Source organism: Pseudomonas sp. Z8(2022), assembly GCF_025837155.1.
In the GTDB taxonomy this organism is placed as follows: Bacteria; Pseudomonadota; Gammaproteobacteria; order Pseudomonadales; family Pseudomonadaceae; genus Aquipseudomonas.
Window position 1 is genome coordinate 1,651,753 of sequence record NZ_CP107549.1, and the last position, 18,133, is coordinate 1,669,885.

Consider the following 18,133-nt stretch of genomic DNA (forward strand, 5'->3'; position numbering starts at 1 on the left):
GGCTGCCTTGTTTCCATATAAACGTCTTAAAAATCAGTGGCTTGTTTGTTTTTTTCGAGAGTGGCACGGCGTTTGCTGTAGAGCATGCAAAGAGCCAAGGGCACGTCGCCCACTCGGAGAATGACCATGGACAAGATGCTGTACGTCTCCATGACGGGAGCGCAGAACAACACGCTGGCTCTGCGCGCACACGCCAACAACCTGGCAAACGTTTCCACCTCGGGCTTTCGCCGGGACTTCGAGCAGGCGCGTTCCATGCCGCTGTTCGGGGAAACCTATCCGGCCCGCGTATTTGCCATGAGCGAACGTCCGGCCACTGATTTTCGCTCGGGTTCGCTGCAGGAAACCGGACGTGACCTGGATGTCGCCATCGGTGGCAAGGGCTGGATTGCCGTGCAGGCTCCGGACGGCAGCGAGGCCTACGTGCGTACCGCCAGCCTGAATATCGACGCCCTGGGAATCCTGCGCACCGGCAACGGTTTGCCGGTGATGGGCAATGCCGGGCCGATTGCCGTGCCGCCTGAGCAAAAGGTGGAGATCGGGCAGGACGGCACCATCAGCATCCGCGCCCTTGGCGAAAACCCCAATGTGCTGGCCGAGGTCGACCGCATCAAGCTGGTCAACCCCGATCCGAAAAGCATGGAGAAGGGGACCGATGGCCTGATTCGGGTCAAGGGTCAGCCTGAGATCGAGGCTGATGCCACGGTTCAGATCACCTCCGGCTTTCTTGAAGCGAGCAACGTCAATGCCGTCGAGGAGATGACCGCGATTCTCTCCCTGTCCCGTCAGTTCGAGCTGTCGGTAAAGATGATGCGCACCGCCGAAGACAATTCATCGGCCATGGCGCGGGTTTTGCAGATTAGCTAATTACCAGTACGCGGCGCCGTAAAACCGGCGCCCGAGGAGAATCGATATGCTTCCGGCACTTTGGGTCAGCAAGACCGGTTTGTCCGCTCAGGACATGAACCTGACCACCATTTCCAACAACCTGGCCAACGTCGCTACCACCGGCTTCAAACGCGACCGTGCCGAGTTCGAGGACCTGTTGTACCAGATCCGTCGCCAGCCCGGCGGTCAGTCCAGTCAGGACAGTCAGCTGCCCTCCGGTCTGCAGCTGGGTACCGGTGTGCGCGTGGTCGGCACTCAGAAGATCCACACCGCCGGCAGCCTGCAGACCACCGAGCAGCCGCTGGACATGGCCGTCAATGGCCGTGGCTTCTTCCAGATCCTGCAGCCGGACGGCACGGTTTCCTACACCCGCGACGGCAGTTTTCACCTGAACTCCGACGGCCAGATCGTCACATCCCAGGGTTTTGCTCTGGAGCCGGCGATCGTCCTGCCCGCCGAGGTGCGCACCTTTACCGTTGGTGAGGACGGTACCGTGTCGGTGACTACCGCCGGCAACCCGCAGCCGCAGATCATCGGCAACATCCAGCTGGCCGACTTCGTCAACCCGGCCGGGCTCGAAGCCATCGGCAATAACCTGTTCCTGGAGACCGGTGCCAGCGGCGCGCCGCAGGTCGGCAATCCAGGCCTCAACGGTCTGGGCACCACCCTGCAGAACACGCTGGAAAACTCCAACGTCAGCGTGGTGGAGGAGCTGGTGAACATGATCACCACCCAGCGCGCTTATGAAATGAACTCCAAGGTGATTTCCACCGCCGATCAGATGCTGTCATTCGTGACGCAGAACCTCTGATTTTTTGACTCTGTTGTGAACGCCGCGAGGTAGTGGTTATGAACCGGCAAATTCTCTGTTTCCCCCTGTTGGCTGGCCTGCTGCTCAGCAGCGGTTGCGTGGCGCCGACAGCCAAGCCGGACGATCCCTATTACGCGCCCGTATTGCCGCGCACGCCGCTGCCGGCTGCGCAGAACAACGGCTCGATCTACCAGGCCGGTTTCGAAAATGGCCTGTATGACGACCGCAAGGCGTTTCGTGTAGGCGACATCATCACCATCACCCTTAATGAACGGACTCAGGCCAGTAAGAACGCCAACAGCAATATTCAGAAAGACAGCAGCGCAAGCCTCGGCGCGCCGAATCTGTTCGGTATGGCGGTGAGCCCTGACAACCCGCTGCGCAGCGTCGGCGCCCTGGGTATGGGTAATCCCAACCTGAGTCTGGAAGCGAGCTGGGATGCCGAACGCGCGGCGAGCGGCTCCGGCCAGGCAGGGCAGAGCAACAGCCTGTCCGGCTCGATTACCGTGACCGTCGCTGAAGTACTGCCCAACGGGATTCTCGCCGTGCGTGGCGAGAAGTGGATGACTCTCAATACCGGTGACGAACTGGTGCGTATCTCGGGCCTGGTTCGTGCGGACGATATCGCCACCGACAACACCGTGGCCTCCACCCGTATTGCCGATGCGCGCATCACCTATTCGGGTACCGGCGCCTTTGCCGATGCCAGCCAGCCAGGCTGGTTGAGCCGCTTCTTCCTCAGCCCGATGTGGCCGTTCTGATCTCGGGGTGTCGCAGATGAAAGCCTGGATGAATCATGCTCCGTCCTTCCTGCTCGGGCAGCTGAGCAACTGGTACGCGCGGGTGACGACCAGCGGCTCGGCGCGCAAGGCCTTTGCCGTCACGTCGGCGACCAGACGTGGGGCGCGGACCAATGGCCGTGACTCGGCCTGTTCCGGGGCATGCCGCCGACAGTTCGCCGTCGCTCATCGCGGCTACCGCCATCGCGGCGCCAACGACTGGGTGCTGCTGGCGACCATGCTCGCCGGCCTGCTGCTGAGCCTGCCGACTCAGGCCGAGCGCCTGAAGGATCTGGCTTCGATCCAAGGCGTGCGCAGCAACCAGCTGATCGGTTACGGCCTCGTGGTCGGTCTCAACGGTAGCGGTGACCAGACCACCCAGACGCCGTTCACCGTGCAGACCTTCAACAACATGCTGGCGCAGTTCGGCATCAAGGTGCCGCCAGGCGGCAACGTGCAGTTGAAGAACGTCGCCGCGGTGTCGGTGCATGCCGACCTGCCACCGTTCGCCAAGCCGGGCCAGACCATCGACATCACCATTTCCTCCATCGGTAACGCCAAGAGTCTGCGCGGCGGCAGTCTGCTGATGACGCCGCTCAAGGGCATCGACGGCAATGTCTACGCCATCGCCCAGGGCAATCTGGTGGTTGGTGGTTTCGACGCCAGTGGCGCCGACGGCTCGCGCATCACCGTCAATGTGCCGTCGGCGGGCCGCATTCCCGGTGGTGCCACCGTGGAACGCCCGGTGCCGAGCGGTTTCGATCAGGGCAACTACCTGACCCTGAACCTCAATCGCCCCGACTTCACCACGGCGAAGAACATCGTCGACCAGATCAACGATCTGCTTGGCCCTGGGGTCGCGCAGGCCATCGATGGCGGCTCGATTCGCGTCAGTGCGCCGCTCGACCCCAACCAGCGCGTCGACTATCTGTCGATTCTGGAAAACCTGCAGGTCGAGGCCGGCAAGGCGGTGGCCAAGGTCATCATCAACTCGCGTACCGGCACCATCGTCATCGGTCAGGACGTCAAGGTGCAGCCGGCAGCCGTCACTCATGGCAGCCTGACAGTGACCATCACCGAAGACCCCATCGTCAGCCAGCCTGAGGCGTTTTCCGGCGGGCAGACTGCCGTTGTGCCGCGTTCGCGCGTCGGCGCCGAGGAGGAGGCCAAGCCGATGTTCAAGTTCGGCCCCGGCACTAGCCTCGACGAGATCGTGCGCGCGGTAAACCAGGTGGGCGCGGCGCCTTCCGACCTGATGGCCATCCTGGAGGCGCTCAAGCAAGCCGGCGCTCTGCAGGCCGACCTGATCGTGATCTGAGGAGAATTGCCGACATGGATTCCCGACTTTCAGCCGGTCTGCTCGGCAACGGCAAAAGCCCGATCGACAGCGGCGCTTTCACCGACCTTAACCGTCTCAACCAGTTCAAGGTAGGTGGCGACACCGAGCAGAACATCCGCAAGGTTGCTCAGGAGTTCGAGTCGCTGTTCATGAACGAAATGCTCAAGGCCATGCGTTCGGCCAACGCTGCGTTCGGCGAGGGCAACTTCATGAACAGCAACGAAAGCAAGACCTACCAGGACATGCACGACCAGCAGCTGGCGGTGACGCTTTCCAAGGAAGGGCGTGGCATCGGCCTGGCCGATGTGCTGGTGCGGCAGATGTCGAAGCTCAAGCAGCCATCGAGTCGTCCCAATCCCTTTGCACAGATCGAGCAACCGCTTGCAGCGACGAACGAGGCCAAGGCCGACAAGGTTGCCAGCAGCGAAGGTTTCCGTGATGACGTGGCGCTGCTCAATCGTCGCCGTCTGGCTGTGCCTGGCAAGCTGGCTGATCGCCTGCTGGCGGGCATCGTACCGTCGAGCGGAGAGGGCGAGGGTAAGGCGCTGGCAGGCAATGACTGGATTCCGGCACAGGCCAGTGCCGCGCCCAGGGAGCAGCGCCTCAGTCTCGGCAACAGCGATGCGTTGACCGGCCGGCGTATCGCCCAACCGCCGCTGGCGCCGGGCAAGGCTGCCTTCAGTTCGCCGCAGGAGTTCGTCGCCACCATGCTGCCGATGGCGGAAGCCGCTGCCGAGAAGATCGGTGTCGATCCGCGCTACCTGGTAGCCCAGGCCGCACTGGAGACCGGCTGGGGCAAGTCGATCATTCGTACCGGCGATGGCCAGAGCAGTCATAACCTGTTCGGCATTAAGTCCCATCGGGGCTGGCAGGGCGAGTCGGCCCGTGTGCTGACGACCGAATACAAGGGCGGCAAGGCGGTCAAGGAAGCGGCCAGTTTCCGCGCCTATGACTCCTACGCACAGAGCTTCGACGATTACGTCAGCTTCCTGCAGAACAACGGTCGCTACGACAAGGCGTTGAGTTCTACCGAGAACCCCGAGCGTTTCGTCAAGGAGCTGCAGCAGGCCGGTTATGCCACCGACCCGCATTACGCGCGCAAGATCTCGCAGATCGCTCGCAAGATGCAGACCTATCAGGCAATCGCTGCTGCCGATAGCGCCACTACAAGGACTTGAGGTTGAATCATGGCTGACCTACTCAATATCGGCCTCTCCGGACTTGCTGCGAACAAGACGTCGCTGGCTGTCACCGGTCACAACATCGTCAACGTCAACACGCCCGGATTCTCCCGCCAGGAGACAATTCAGGCCACGCGTACGCCGCAGTTCAGTGGTGCCGGCTATATCGGTTCGGGTACGACCCTGACCGACGTGCGCCGCATCTACAACGAGTTCCTCAATACTCAGGTGCGCAGCAGTACGGCGTTGAACAGCGATACCATGGCCTACCTGAGCCAGATCAACCAGCTCGACTCCCTGCTTGCCGGCAGCAACACCGGCATCACCCCGGGCTTGCAGAAACTGTTCTCGGCCCTGCAAACCGCGGCCGAAGACCCGGCCAACGTTCCGGCTCGCCAGTTGGCGCTGTCGGAGGCCGAAGGGCTGGCCAAGCGTTTCAATACCGTCTACGACCGCCTGAGCGAGCAGAGCTCGTTCATCAACAAGCAGCTGTCGGCGGTAACCGATCAGGTCAATCAGCTGGCTACCGCCATCGCCGGTTACAACGACGCGATTGCCGTGGCTGCTTCCAACGGTCAGGCGCCGAACGATCTGCTCGACGCTCGTGAAGAAGCGGTGCGCAAGCTTTCCGAGTTCGTCGGTGTGACCGTGGTTCCGCAGGACGACAGCAGCTACAACCTGTTCATCGGCTCTGGCCAGCCTCTGGTGGTCGGCAAGCAGGCCGCCCGGCTCGAAGTGGTGCCGGGGCAGGCCGACCCCTTGCGCCATGAGGTGATGTTCGTCAGCGGCAATTCGCGGCAGAACGTCACCTCGCTGATCACCGGTGGTGAAATGGGCGGCCTGCTGCGTTACCGCGAGGACGTGCTGGATACTTCGCTCAACGCAGTGGGGCGTCTGGCACTGTCGATCACCGACCAGATCAACCGGCAACTGGGACAGGGCCTTGATCTCAATGGCCAGTTCGGCAACGAGCTGTTCCGTTCGATCAATGATCCTGCGCTGCTCAGTCAACGCAGCCTGGCGCGGGTCGGCAACAGCGATCCGAATGCCAACCTCAACGTCACGCTCACCGATACCACGCGCCTGACCACCAGTGACTACGAGGTGCAGTTCACCAGCGCCACCGAATACGTGATTCGGCGGTCGTCCGACGGCACGATGTTCCCACCGACCCCGGCGACCTTCGATATCACCACGGTGCCCGCGCCCGAAGTGGACGGTTTCTCCCTTGGCATCGCCAGTGGCACCTTCGCGGCAGGTGACCGCTTTCTGGTAATGCCGACCCGTAACGCCGGCCGTGATGTCCGCACGGAAATGAGAAACCCCGAGGAGCTGGCCTTCGCTGCGCCGCTCAAGGCCGAAACCAGCCCGGCCAATATCGGTACCGGGAAGATCACTCAGCCGAAGCTGCTGACCGAAATCGATATATACGACCCGGCTGCACAGGCGGATCTGGAAACCAGTCTGCGCAACGCGCCGCCGCTGCGCATCGTGATGGGCGCTGGCGGCGGTGCGACGCAGAGCTATGAGGTGGTCGATATCAACGGCAACGTTATCGACACCGGCAATATCGTTCCGGGACAGGACAACGCACTGACCATCAGCGTGCCGGCCAACCCGCCTGGGGTTCCCGCTGCATTTGACTATCAGGTGACTATCAGCGGTCGGCCGTCGGCCGGTGATAACTTCTCGGTTTCGTTCAATACCAATGGTGTGTCGGATAACCGTAACGCGCTGAATCTGGTCAACCTGCAGAACAAGGCGGTGATCGGGATCAACCCGGCGGCGCCCGATACCACGGGTTCGAGCTTTTCCGACTCATACGGCGATCTGGTGGAACGGGTCGGTACGCTCACCAGCCAGGCGCGCGTGGACGGCGAGGCGACCGGCGCGATTCTCAAGCAGGCCACCGATAACCGGGATTCGGTTTCCGGGGTCAATCTCGATGAAGAAGCAGCCAAACTGATCCAGTTCGAGCAGTACTACCAGGCATCCGCGCAGATCATTCAAGTTGCGCGTAACCTGTTCGATACTCTGATCAATACATTCTGATAGTCGCTTCGCCGAGTTCGGGAAGCGCGGCCTGTAAAGATGACAGGCCTTGCAAGAGGCAAGCCCCATGGTCATGCGCATCTCATCCATTCAGGCGTTCAATAACGGCGTTTCCGGTCTGGGACGCAATTATTCGAACCTGATTCGCACCCAGGAGCAGATCAGCACTGGCAACCGTATCCTGACTCCGGCGGATGATCCGGTGGCCTCGGTGCGCCTGTTGCAGCTTGAACAGCAACAGGCGGTGCTCAAGCAGTACAGCGACAACCTGACTGCCGCAAAGAACAGCCTGACCCAGGAAGAGACTACGCTCAATTCAGTCAACAACGTGCTGCAGCGCGTGCGCGAGCTGGCGGTACGCGCGGGCGGCGGCTCGCTCTCGGCTGAGGACCGCAACTCCATTGCCAAGGAGCTTTCCGAGCGTGAGGCCGAGCTGCTCAACCTGATGAACAGCCGCAATGCCCGTGGCGAGTACCTGTTTTCCGGTTTTCTGGGCAAGAACGAGCCGTTTGTGCGCAACCCGGACGGTACCTACTCGTACTTCGGCGACGAAGGACAGCGGACGTTGCAGGTAGCCAGCTCCACCAATGTGGCGATCAACGACAACGGCAAGAGCCTGTTCGAGGATGTCACCAACGCCAATCGTGTGGCCAACGGTAATGGAGTCAACAATCCGGCACTGCCGTCGCCACCCTTGCCGGCGACCAACATTCCCGCGGTGCCCAGCGCCGATCAGCGGGTATTCATCTCGCCGGGTCTGGTCGAGGACAACCGAGCCTTCAATGCCGACTTCCGTAACGGTGAACCCTATTCGCTGGCCTTCGTCAGCGGTACCGAGTTTCGTATCTATGATGCCAGCGGCGCGGATGTCACCTCCGAGATACCCGGGGGCGGCAAGATCGACCCGCTGATCAATGGTGGTAACGTCATCAACTTCCGCGGCATGCGTTTTCAGCTCGACGTGGTGCTGAAAGAGGGTGACAACGCGCTGGATCTGGACAATCTGCTCGCCGATATCCAGCCACCCGCAACTGCAGGTTCGCCCGGTATCGGTACCCACAGTTTCACCCTGCAATCGGCGCCCACCGAGTTTGCCGTGACCCGCGCCTCCACCAATGGCTCTGCTGCCGTGGTGGCTGGCGGCAATACCGTCAACCAGGCGGTATTCGACAGCCAGTTCCCGACTTCGGGTGTGGTGCTGCGTTTTACCGATGACAGCAACTATGAGGTATATGCGCAGCCGGTAGGCCCCAACAGCCCGGTGCTGACGACCGGAACCGTCACTGGCCCGTATCCGGCCAACTTCACCGTCTATGGCGCCGAATTCACCCTTTCCGGCCCGGCTGCCGCCGCTGGTGGCGACGAGTTTGGCGTGAAACCGCAATTTCAGGAACAACGCAGCATCCTCAACACCATCTCGCGGCTGCGTCAGGCGCTGGAGTCTTCGCCTACCTCCACGGTCGGCAACCTGGCCATTCGTGATGAAATCGCCATCGCCCTGAAGAACCTCGACAACGGCATGGGTAGCGTGCTCGAAGTGCAGACCGAAATCGGCGCGCGCCTCAACCTGATCGACACAACCAGTGTCGACAACGAGGACGTGACCCTGGTGAACAAGTCCGTGCAGGCCGAACTGCGCGAACTGGATTACGCCGAAGCATTGTCGCGCCTGTCATTCCAGACCATCATCCTCGACGCTGCGCAGCAAAGTTATGTGAAGATCGCGGGGCTTAATCTGTTCAACCAGTTGCGTTGAATCTGCGCGCCCCTGCAGTCTTGTCACTTGACCGGAATCCGGATGGAGGTACGACGATTGAAGGGTTACCCTCGAGGCGTGTGTCTGCCCCATTTTTAACCTGAGATGAACAAATGAACGTTCTGTTTTGGATGGAGCCTTTTCACGAGTTTGAAAAGCCCGAGTATCTATTGCCTTGGGCTCGCTGGTATGCAGGCATCGATAGAACGCTGAGCAAGGCATTTGATCGTTACGAGTCGGTGATTGTCTGTTCCGATACTAACAGTCTGATCACCTCCGGGCAGTATCCTATCCGCTACATTGAGCTTTCCGTAGTGGAGATACTCAAAGGCGTATCAGGTGACTTTTCCTGGGAGGCTTTTCGCGAGGAATTGTCCGTCGATCAAGTTCGGTACTTTACTGAGCTGGTCGGTCGCAAGTTGGCGGGTTTCAGTCCCGATGTAATTATCTCGGGGTACCGGAATCAGGTGTTGTCGGCGCTTTTTCCAGATACCCAGTGGTTGTGCTTTGAGTACTCGGCCTTCTCGCGCAAACCTTATCCCGAGACGTGGAAGTTCGATCCTGTTGGCTTCGGTGTTGGGCGGGTTGTAAATCAACTCGAGCGGAAGATACTGCTTGCGCATGAATACCGACCAGAGCGTCTGGAGCAGTTGCGGGGGCGCTTGGACGCGAGCTTTCGCGCTGTGTACGAGCGGGCTGGCTTAGCCCGACTAGATCAATATCGAAAGAGGTTCAGGAAGCTTTGGTGTTTCCCGGCTCCTGGTCCGATTCTGCTGAGCGGGCAAAGTGTTTTCGGTGAGGTGGCGCGGCTTCTCGATCTTATGCCTCCGGATGAGGCGCTGCTGGTAACGTTTCATCCGGATACTCAGGCTTTGACCCCTGCGCAGATAAACTACCTGCAGCGGCGTTACCGGAACTTCATTGCCGACCTCAATAAGGAAGGAATCCATGCTCAGTCCCAATACTTGTTACCTTTCTGCGACGTTGTGGTCGGGGAGACATCTTCGCTCATCGTCCAGGCAGCTTTGTGGCAGAAAACCGTTGTCGGCGTGGGGCGTAACGTGTTGCCATGGGTCTACGATGCCCGCGCGCACGAGGGGCAACTGATTGGCCAGATCAATGGTGGTCGCGAAGAAAAGACGGTGCTGCTGGACTGGTTAATATCCCATTACTCCAAGCCGATCGACTGGATGTTGTCGCCCTCCAAGCTGGGCTCCTTCTTCGAAGGAGTTGCGAGCGCCCGAAGCATCGATGATTACTTTGATATCTACAAAGAGCACGCCGAGGCGGATGCTCTAAGTGTCTTTATCGATCGAGTCGATGGCTTTGCCCTGTCTGCAACTGACCCCGTGCTGCTGGAGGAGTATGCACGTTCAGCCCAGCGATTTCTGAATCAGTCTGGTAGCCCCAGTATCGCTGCGGAGTTCTCACTTGAGGACTGGTTGCAGGAGCGGTTGCCTACAGTCGTTCAGGGGCGGCTGATAAATGAGCATCTGGCTTATCACCAGGGCGGACCGCGATTCGGTATTGTATTGCTCGACATAGAGGGTGATACGTCGGGGCTGATGCAGACGGTTAAAAGTTTGGGGCTTGATCGCGGGCTTTATGCTTCTTTGAAGATTGTTGTGCTTTCTGTTGCGCAAGTTCCTCGAACTTGCCAGGAGGACAAGCTCCATTTCATTTCCGTTAAGTCTAGCGACTATGTCGATGCTCTCAATGAGGTCGTTAGAAGGGGAGATTTCGACTGGATGATGCTGGCTAGAGCTGGCGAGGAATTTACCCCCAGCGGTCTTATGATGGCTGCCTTGGAGTTGCTGAATGCGCAAGAATGCAGAGCCGTATACGGTGATGAGTTGCAACGTAACCTAGAAGGAAACTTCGGGGCCCTGTTTCGCCCAGGCTTCAACTTGGACATGCTGCTCAGTTTCCCCACCGCCATGGCTCGTCACTGGCTCTTTAGGCGCGAAGTCGTACTTGAGGCTGGAGGCTTCGACCCCGCGTTCTCGGCGGCCCTGGAGTTTGACCTGCTGCTCCGCCTGATAGAGCAGGGGGGGATGGCGGGGCTTGGGCACGTTGACGAGCCTCTCGTTATTACCGCAGCGCCCGTCCTGGTAGAAAACGCTCATGAGCGGGAGGCGTTGCTGGCTCATCTGGCGCGGCGAGGGTATGCAGATGCCAGACTGCTTCCATGTCCTCCGGGGCTCCATCGTATCAATTACGGTCACCAAGACCGTCCTCTGGTCTCGATTATTATTCCGACCAAGGATCAGCTGCCGGTATTGCAACGCTGTGTGGAAAGCCTGTTGGAAAAGACGGCCTACACGAATTATGAATTGCTGATCGTCGATAACAACAGCGAGACTGCTGAGGCGCTGGCATGGTTTGCGGGCGTAGAGGCCATGGCCGATGACAAGGTCAGAATTTTGCGCTACCCGCAACCCTTCAACTACTCGGCGATAAACAACATGGCGGCGCGCGAGGCGCGTGGCGAGTACCTGGTGTTGCTAAACAACGACACTGCGATCATCAGCGAGCGCTGGCTGGATGAGTTGCTCAACCACGCTCTGCGTCCGGAAGTCGGCATTGTCGGCGCCAAGCTGCTCTACCCGGACGGCAGGATTCAGCATGCTGGTGTGGTGCTGGGCCTGCGTGGTCCTGCGGATCACCCGTTCATTGGTGAGCCGATGGAGGCGCCCGGCTACATGCAGCGTTTGCAGGTCGACCAGAACTACAGCGCGGTCACGGCTGCGTGCCTGATGATCCGCAAGTCAATCTACGAGGACGTCGGTGGCCTGGAGGAGGGCTTCCAGGTTTCCTACAACGACGTCGATCTCTGTCTCAAGGTGCGCGAGGCCGGTCATCTGATCGTCTGGACTCCGCATGCCGTGGTGATGCACGAAGGCAGTGTCAGCCAGAAGCGCATCGATCCCAAGGCCGTCGAGAGCAAGCGCCAGCGTTTTATCGGCGAGCAGGATGCGATGTACGAGAAGTGGTTGCCGGCGCTGGCAAGAGATCCTGCCTATAACCGCAACCTGTCGCTCAACGGCAAGGGCTTTGAGCTGGAAACGGACGTCAATCTGACCTGGCGTCCCTTGACCTGGCGCCCGCTTCCGGTGGTGCTGGCGCATCCGGCCGATCCTTGGGGCTGCGGCAACTATCGGGTCATCAGGCCTCTTCGGGCCATGCGCCGTGACGGCCTGGTCGATGGCATGCTCTCTGAAGGTTTGTTGCAGGTGGTTGATCTGGAGCGCTACGACCCCGACATAATCGTGTTGCAGCGACAGATTGGCGACGAGCGTCTGGAGGCGATGCGGCGGATTCAGCGGTTCTCGCGGGCCTTTACCGTCTATGAACTGGACGACTATCTGCCCAACTTGCCGATGAAAAACATGCACCGTGAGCACATGCCCAAGGACATTCTCAAGTCCCTGCGCAAGGGGCTGAACTTCGTTGACCGTTTCGTCGTATCGACCGAGCCCCTGGCCGAGGCCCTTGCAGGCCTGCACGGTGATATCCGGGTGATCGAGAATCGCTTGCCAGTCGAGTGGTGGAAAGACCTAAGCAGCCAGCGCAGGCGTGGCCGCAAGCCACGCGTCGGCTGGGCCGGCGGTGTCAGCCATACCGGTGACCTAGAGTTGATCGCTGATGTGGTCAAGGAACTGGCTGCGGAAGTGGAGTGGGTATTCTTCGGTATGTGTCCTGAGGCGATCCGTCCATACGTCCATGAAGTGCACGAAGGTGTCCAAATCGACCTGTATCCAGCCGCACTCGCTCGCCTGGATCTGGATCTGGCATTGGCACCGATCGAGCAGAACCTGTTCAACGAGTGCAAGAGCAACCTGCGCCTGCTGGAGTACGGCGCTTGCGGCTTCCCTGTAGTCTGCAGTGATCTGCGCCCTTACCAGGGCAATTTGCCGGTGACGCGAGTGAAAAATCGCTTCAAGGACTGGGTGGACGCGATCCGTATGCACATCAACGATCTGGATGCTTCTGCGCGCATGGGCGACGAACTGCGAGCGAAAGTGCTGAGCGACTGGATGCTCGAAGGGAACAATCTGGTGGCCTGGCGAGAGGCTTGGTCGCCGAGTTGATTCAGCGCACCATTCAAGAAAACACGAAGCCGCCGATATTTATTGGCGGCTTCGTGTTTTAGCGGTGAGCAGCGAGCAAATCTCTCCCGCGGGCAAGGATAGATAGTGTCGAAAAAATGGCGTTTTGAGCTAGGGGCCATGAAGTGCTTTGTTTTTGCTTGGAAATAACGAAGAGCAAGAAAAATCTGCCAAAAACCCTAAAGCTCTCCAGGCAAGCGCCGATAAAGAAATCGAATGCGAACTCTCTGGGCGTCTGAGCATGCCGGCCCGAGCTCGCAAGCTCAGACAAACGGTTCAAAAGGTCATCCGGAGGAAATACCATGGCCCTTACAGTCAACACTAACGTCGCGTCCCTAAATACCCAGCGCAATCTGGGTGCTTCGTCCAAAGGCCTGGATACTTCCCTCCAGCGTCTGTCCACCGGCTTCCGCATCAACAGCGCGAAAGACGACGCCGCTGGCCTGCAGATTTCCAACCGACTGACCAGCCAGATCAACGGCCTGGGTGTGGCTACCCGCAACGCCAACGATGGCATTTCCCTGGCGCAGACCGCTGAAGGTGCTCTGCAGCAGTCCACTGGTATCCTGCAGCGTATGCGTGACTTGGCTCTGCAGGCTTCCAACGGTTCCAACGGCGCTACCGAACGCGCTGCTCTGCAGGCTGAAGTGTCTCAGCTGCAGCAGGAATTGAACCGTATTTCCGACACCACCAGCTTTGGTGGTCGCAAGATCCTTGACGGCAGCTTTGGCTCGCAGGCCTTCCAGGTTGGTGCCAATGCCTACGAGACCATCAGTGTCTCCATCGGCTCGGCTGCCACTGATCGTATTGGTATCAACCGCATTACCTCTTCTGGCGCAGCTGCCGCCCAGTTCGCTGCCACTGGCGCCGGCAGCGAGTCGGCGTACGGTAGCGGCGCTGGCAGCTTCAACATCACTTCGCAGTTCACAACCAACGCGCCGAGCGGTTCGGTAACCGTCAACTATGGTGCAAACTCTTCGGCTCGTGACATCGCAGCAGCGATCAACTCGAAGAGCGATGAAACCGGCGTGACGGCTAATGCCCGTACCGTAGCGGAGCTGGCCGGGTTGGCCAGCTCAGGCACCGTGTCCTTCAAGCTGGCTGGTGCTGGCGATAGCAGTTCGGTAATTTCGGCTGTTGTGGCTGACAGCTCTGACCTGTCTGCGCTGGCAGATGCCATCAACAAGGAAAGCGGCAAAACCGGTATTTCCGCCTTCTCCAAAGGTGACAAGCTGGAGCTGGTCAGCGACCGTGGTGAGAAGATCGAGATCAGCGACTTCGCAATTGGTGGTTCTTCGGCTTCCGGCACCCTGGCAACTCTGCAGGCCAAGAACTTCGACGGTAGCGAGTATATTGGAGCTACGCCTGCGAATATCGACGCCGATAACGGTGCGCGTGCCGACGGCCAGGTTCAGCTCGAAGCTTCCAGCGCCTTCCAGATTACTGATGTGGGTGATGGTTTCGAGGAAGGCTTCAGTGCTCTGGACAGCGTTAAGGACATCGATATCAGCACTGCAACAGGTGCGCAGGATGCCCTGGGTATCATCAACGGCGCGATTGCGAACATCGATGCTCAGCGCGCTCAGCTTGGTGCGGTGCAGAACCGCTTTGAGAACACCATCTCGAACCTGCAGAACATTGCCGAGAACTCCTCCGCAGCTCGCAGCCGGATTCGCGACACTGACTTTGCTGCCGAAACCTCGGAACTGACCAAGAATCAGATCCTGCAGCAGGCCGGTACCGCGATCCTGGCCCAGGCCAACCAGCTGCCGCAGTCTGTTCTCAGCCTGCTGGGCTAAGTTCAAAGGCGCTAGACTACGGGGAGAAGGGCTCAGCTCTTCTCCCCGTTACCTCATTCTGAGGAGTTATTTATGGACATTGGTTCGATAAAGTCCCCAGTTAATCTCGCACGGGCTCGTGACGGCGGTGTCTCCACGGTTGTGGATTCACGGCAAAAGCAGAGCCTGACGGAGATCGCCTCGGCCCAGTCGGCCAATGGGCAGTCCACTGCTCGCTCGGCCGCTCCGGTTCAGAATGTGAATCGGGCTCAGGTCGAAGATGCAGTGGCCACCATTCAGGAATTTGTCCAGTCTGTTCGTCGCAGTATCAATTTTGCGGTGGACGACGGTTCCGGGCGGGTTGTGGTCAAGGTGACGGATGCCGGTTCAGGCGACGTGATCCGACAGATTCCATCAGAGGAGGCGCTCAAGCTGGCAGAGAATCTGTCGGAAGTGCGCAGTCTGTTGTTCAAGGCCGAGGCATAGCTCCATTGTCTTGGCATGAGTTTTGACTGTTATCCTGCTATCTACAGGGTGCAGTCGAATTTTTGACGAGGTACGAGATAATGGCGGGTATCACGGGAATCGGTTCGGGCATCAAGATCGACGAGATCGTCACGGCGTTGGTCAATGCTGAGCGAGCACCCAAGACCAACCAGCTCGACCGCCTGGAAAAGCAGACCACCACTCGTATTTCCGCGATCGGTACGCTCACCGGGGCGATGAACTCGTTTAAGACCGCCCTCGATGCGCTCAACAAGCCCGCGCTGTTCGAGTCTCGCACCGCGAGCACTTCCAACAGCAGTGTGCTCAAGGCTACCGCCAGCAGCACTGCGCCTGCCGGCAGCTACAGCATTCAGGTTCAGCAGTTGGCCACCAGCAGCAAGGTGGCCCTGCAATCCGTCTCGGGTGGTACCGCCGCCACGTTCAACAGCGGTACGCTGGAAATCTCTGCGGGTAGCAGCAGCATCAGTGTCGATATCACCGCCGCCAACAACACGCTGGCCGGTATGCGTGATGCGATCAACGAGGCCGGTAAGAGCAGCGGGATCAGTGCGACCATCATCACCGATGACTCCGGCTCGCGCCTGGTGCTGAGTTCGACCAAGACCGGCGCAGGTAACGATATCAAGGTCGTTGCAAGCGAAGATGGCGAAACCACCGGAAGCAATCTTCTGACGAGTCAGGCTTTCGTTCCTGTTGAAGATCCTGACAACGAGGGCGCTTTCCTCAAGCCGAATTCGGACAGTGGAGCTGGCGGGGTGATCACTCAGGCCAAATCGGCCAAGCTGACCATCGACGGGCTGCAACTGGTGCGCGACAGCAACAAGATCGAGGATGCCCTCGAAGGTGTGACACTGGATCTTGTGGCAGTGCAAAGCGCTACCGACCTTACCGATGGCAAGACCATCAATCTTACTGTTGGCGTCGACAAGTCGAGCGTCAAGACCAACCTGCAGAAGTTTGTCGATGCCTACAACGCCCTGGTCTCGTCTGCGGCCCAGCTAACGGCGGTCGTCGAAGTAGAGGGATCCAAGCCCGTGGCTGGCCCCCTGGTCGGCGACTCCACGGTGCGCAGCGTGCTGGCGGGGCTGCGCAATGAAATCGTCAAGATGACCGGAGACAGTGATGCTGGCGTACGTGCGCTGGCCGACCTGGGCATCACCACTGGCAAGGATGGAAAACTGGCCATCGATGACGCCAAGCTGACCAAGGCGCTGGATGAAAACTTTGAGCAGGTCGGTGCCTACCTTACCGGTAATGATGGCCTGATGGGACGCCTCTCTGGTTTCGTTTCGGATTACGTGGCCAGTGAGGGGGTGCTGAAACAGCGAGACAGCGCCTTGCGAGGCACGTTGAAGGATATCGACAAGCAACGTGAGTCACTCGATAAACGTATCACCAGCCTGCAAGACCGTCTTTATGCTCAGTACAACGCAATGGATTCTCTGGTGGGACAGCTTTCTCGCACCAGTGAAAGCCTGAGCAATATGCTGGCCAACCTGCCGGGCTTTGTCAGAAAGGACAAGTAATTCATGAGCAAGAACCCTATCGATGCCTACAAGCAGGTCAAGACCAGCCAGGAAGTATCGCCTTATCGCACCGTACAGCTGCTGCTTGAGGGCGCACTACAGCGTGTAATGCTTGCCAAGCACGCGCAGGCTGAGGGGGACACCGAGATCCGCGGTATTGCTGTGGGCAGCACCATCACCATCTTGGGGGTACTGCAGGCCGCTCTGGACAAGGAACTGGGTGGCGAGATCGCCGAGAATCTCGATGCGTTGTACGACTATATGACCCGCCGCCTGGCAGGCGTCGCCCTGGATGATACGCCGCGTAATCTGGATGAGGTTCAGTCGCTACTGGGCGATATCAAAAGCGCCTGGGATGCCATCGGTCCCGAAGTCGAACCCGCTTCCGCAGGCTGATCTGGCAGGCTGCTTTCGCAACATAAAGCGCTAAAGCTTTGCCCCATAGAGCCGATATTCAAAGTATCAGCCCATTGGTAGAGTGAGAGCGATTATGAACGCAATGGCGGCCCTCAAGCAGTATCAGACCGTCAACAACCAGGCGCAGGCTGCAGAGGCCAGCCCTCATCGGCTCATTCAAATGTTGATGGAGGGTGGTTTGTCTCGTATTGCTCAGGCGCGTGGCGCCATGGAGCGTGGTCAGACTGCTCTGAAAGGTGAATTGATCGGCAAGAGTATTGCCATCATCTCGGGACTGCGCGAGAGTCTTGACCACCAGCAAGGTGGCGAACTGGCGGCCAACCTCGATAGTCTGTACGAATACATGATTGCCCGTTTGACCGAGGCCAATGTGAGCAACGAGCCGGAACTTCTTGAGGAAGTGTCTGTGCTGCTGCGTAACGTCAAACAGGGTTGGGATGCCATCGCTCAATAATGGGCGAGCATCGGAGGAGAAACGAATGAGTTCATCTGTCCAGCATTTGCAGGCGACCGGTACGGCCTTGCGCGATGCGCTGGCACGGCAGGACTGGGCCGCGATTGGTGAGCTTGACCTGCAGTGCCGCCTGGCTGTCGAGGCAGCCATGGTCGAAAGTGACGGAGACGATCTGCGTGACGGTCTGGAGCAACTCCTGGGGCTTTACCGTGAGCTGGTAACCGTTTGTCAGTCCGAACAGCAGCGCTTGGCCAATGAACTGGTGCAGCTCAACCACTCCCGTCAGGGGGCGAAGGTCTATCAGCTTTTCGGCTAATCTCTGCTTTTACCGAGTTTAACCGGCAGGTTCGGCTCGGTTCCCCTCTAGCTAATTCTCTCTCTTTTTCTCCTGTCCTGTCCGTAGCGATTGCCAATTCAGTCGGCAATTGCGTGGCTGACACTATCAAAGTGCTAAAAAGTTACGTCATAAAATTGACTGTCTTCAATTTTTTGACTTTACTAGTGGCAAGTTGCCGGTGTGCGCCGAGGAATCGGCG

14 protein-coding genes are annotated in these 18,133 nt (G+C 59.1%); all 14 read left to right on the plus strand.

Annotated elements, in window-relative coordinates:
- Positions 1 to 126: 126 nt before the first annotated feature.
- The 14 genes from OEG79_RS07860 (at position 127) to OEG79_RS07925 (ending at position 17,913) form a co-directional block, all read left to right on the plus strand.
- Positions 127 to 867: a flagellar basal body rod protein FlgF gene (locus OEG79_RS07860; RefSeq protein ID WP_264148214.1), complete on the plus strand. Its 741-nt coding sequence runs from the start codon at positions 127 to 129 to the stop codon at positions 865 to 867.
- 46 nt (positions 868 to 913) lie between these two features.
- Positions 914 to 1,699: a flagellar basal-body rod protein FlgG gene (gene flgG, locus OEG79_RS07865; protein ID WP_264148215.1), complete on the plus strand. Its 786-nt coding sequence runs from the start codon at positions 914 to 916 to the stop codon at positions 1,697 to 1,699.
- Positions 1,700 to 1,737: 38 nt separating this feature from the next.
- Positions 1,738 to 2,460 carry a flagellar basal body L-ring protein FlgH gene (flgH, locus tag OEG79_RS07870; protein WP_264148216.1) on the plus strand — a complete coding sequence of 241 codons (723 nt, stop codon included), beginning with the start codon at positions 1,738 to 1,740 and terminating at the stop codon, positions 2,458 to 2,460.
- A gap of 256 nt (positions 2,461 to 2,716) precedes the next feature.
- Complete coding sequence (locus tag OEG79_RS07875; protein ID WP_264148693.1) at positions 2,717 to 3,796, plus strand: flagellar basal body P-ring protein FlgI; 1,080 nt, start codon at positions 2,717 to 2,719, stop codon at positions 3,794 to 3,796.
- A 14-nt stretch (positions 3,797 to 3,810) separates the two neighbouring features.
- The gene (gene flgJ / locus OEG79_RS07880) at positions 3,811 to 4,995 is read left to right on the plus strand and encodes a flagellar assembly peptidoglycan hydrolase FlgJ (RefSeq protein WP_264148217.1); all 1,185 of its coding nucleotides are present in this window, start codon (positions 3,811 to 3,813) and stop codon (positions 4,993 to 4,995) included.
- 9 nt (positions 4,996 to 5,004) lie between these two features.
- The gene (gene flgK, locus OEG79_RS07885; protein ID WP_264148218.1) at positions 5,005 to 7,050 is read left to right on the plus strand and encodes a flagellar hook-associated protein FlgK; all 2,046 of its coding nucleotides are present in this window, start codon (positions 5,005 to 5,007) and stop codon (positions 7,048 to 7,050) included.
- 67 nt (positions 7,051 to 7,117) lie between these two features.
- Positions 7,118 to 8,806, plus strand: a complete 1,689-nt coding sequence (locus tag OEG79_RS07890) for a flagellar hook-associated protein 3 (RefSeq protein ID WP_264148219.1) — start codon at positions 7,118 to 7,120, stop codon at positions 8,804 to 8,806.
- Between the two features lie 113 nt (positions 8,807 to 8,919).
- Positions 8,920 to 12,897 carry a glycosyltransferase gene (locus tag OEG79_RS07895; protein ID WP_264148220.1) on the plus strand — a complete coding sequence of 1,326 codons (3,978 nt, stop codon included), beginning with the start codon at positions 8,920 to 8,922 and terminating at the stop codon, positions 12,895 to 12,897.
- 320 nt (positions 12,898 to 13,217) lie between these two features.
- Positions 13,218 to 14,714, plus strand: coding sequence for a flagellin (locus OEG79_RS07900; protein WP_264148221.1), 1,497 nt, complete (start codon positions 13,218 to 13,220; stop codon positions 14,712 to 14,714).
- A 72-nt stretch (positions 14,715 to 14,786) separates the two neighbouring features.
- Positions 14,787 to 15,179 carry a flagellar protein FlaG gene (locus OEG79_RS07905; RefSeq protein ID WP_264148222.1) on the plus strand — a complete coding sequence of 131 codons (393 nt, stop codon included), beginning with the start codon at positions 14,787 to 14,789 and terminating at the stop codon, positions 15,177 to 15,179.
- Between the two features lie 80 nt (positions 15,180 to 15,259).
- On the plus strand, positions 15,260 to 16,726 hold the full coding sequence (gene fliD, locus OEG79_RS07910) for a flagellar filament capping protein FliD (RefSeq protein ID WP_264148223.1): 1,467 nt from the start codon (positions 15,260 to 15,262) through the stop codon (positions 16,724 to 16,726).
- A gap of 3 nt (positions 16,727 to 16,729) precedes the next feature.
- Positions 16,730 to 17,122: a flagellar export chaperone FliS gene (gene fliS, locus OEG79_RS07915; RefSeq protein WP_264148224.1), complete on the plus strand. Its 393-nt coding sequence runs from the start codon at positions 16,730 to 16,732 to the stop codon at positions 17,120 to 17,122.
- A gap of 94 nt (positions 17,123 to 17,216) precedes the next feature.
- The gene (gene fliS, locus OEG79_RS07920) at positions 17,217 to 17,597 is read left to right on the plus strand and encodes a flagellar export chaperone FliS (RefSeq protein ID WP_264148225.1); all 381 of its coding nucleotides are present in this window, start codon (positions 17,217 to 17,219) and stop codon (positions 17,595 to 17,597) included.
- Between the two features lie 25 nt (positions 17,598 to 17,622).
- Positions 17,623 to 17,913, plus strand: a complete 291-nt coding sequence (locus tag OEG79_RS07925) for a flagellar protein FliT (RefSeq protein ID WP_264148226.1) — start codon at positions 17,623 to 17,625, stop codon at positions 17,911 to 17,913.
- The last annotated feature ends 220 nt before the right edge of the window (positions 17,914 to 18,133 follow it).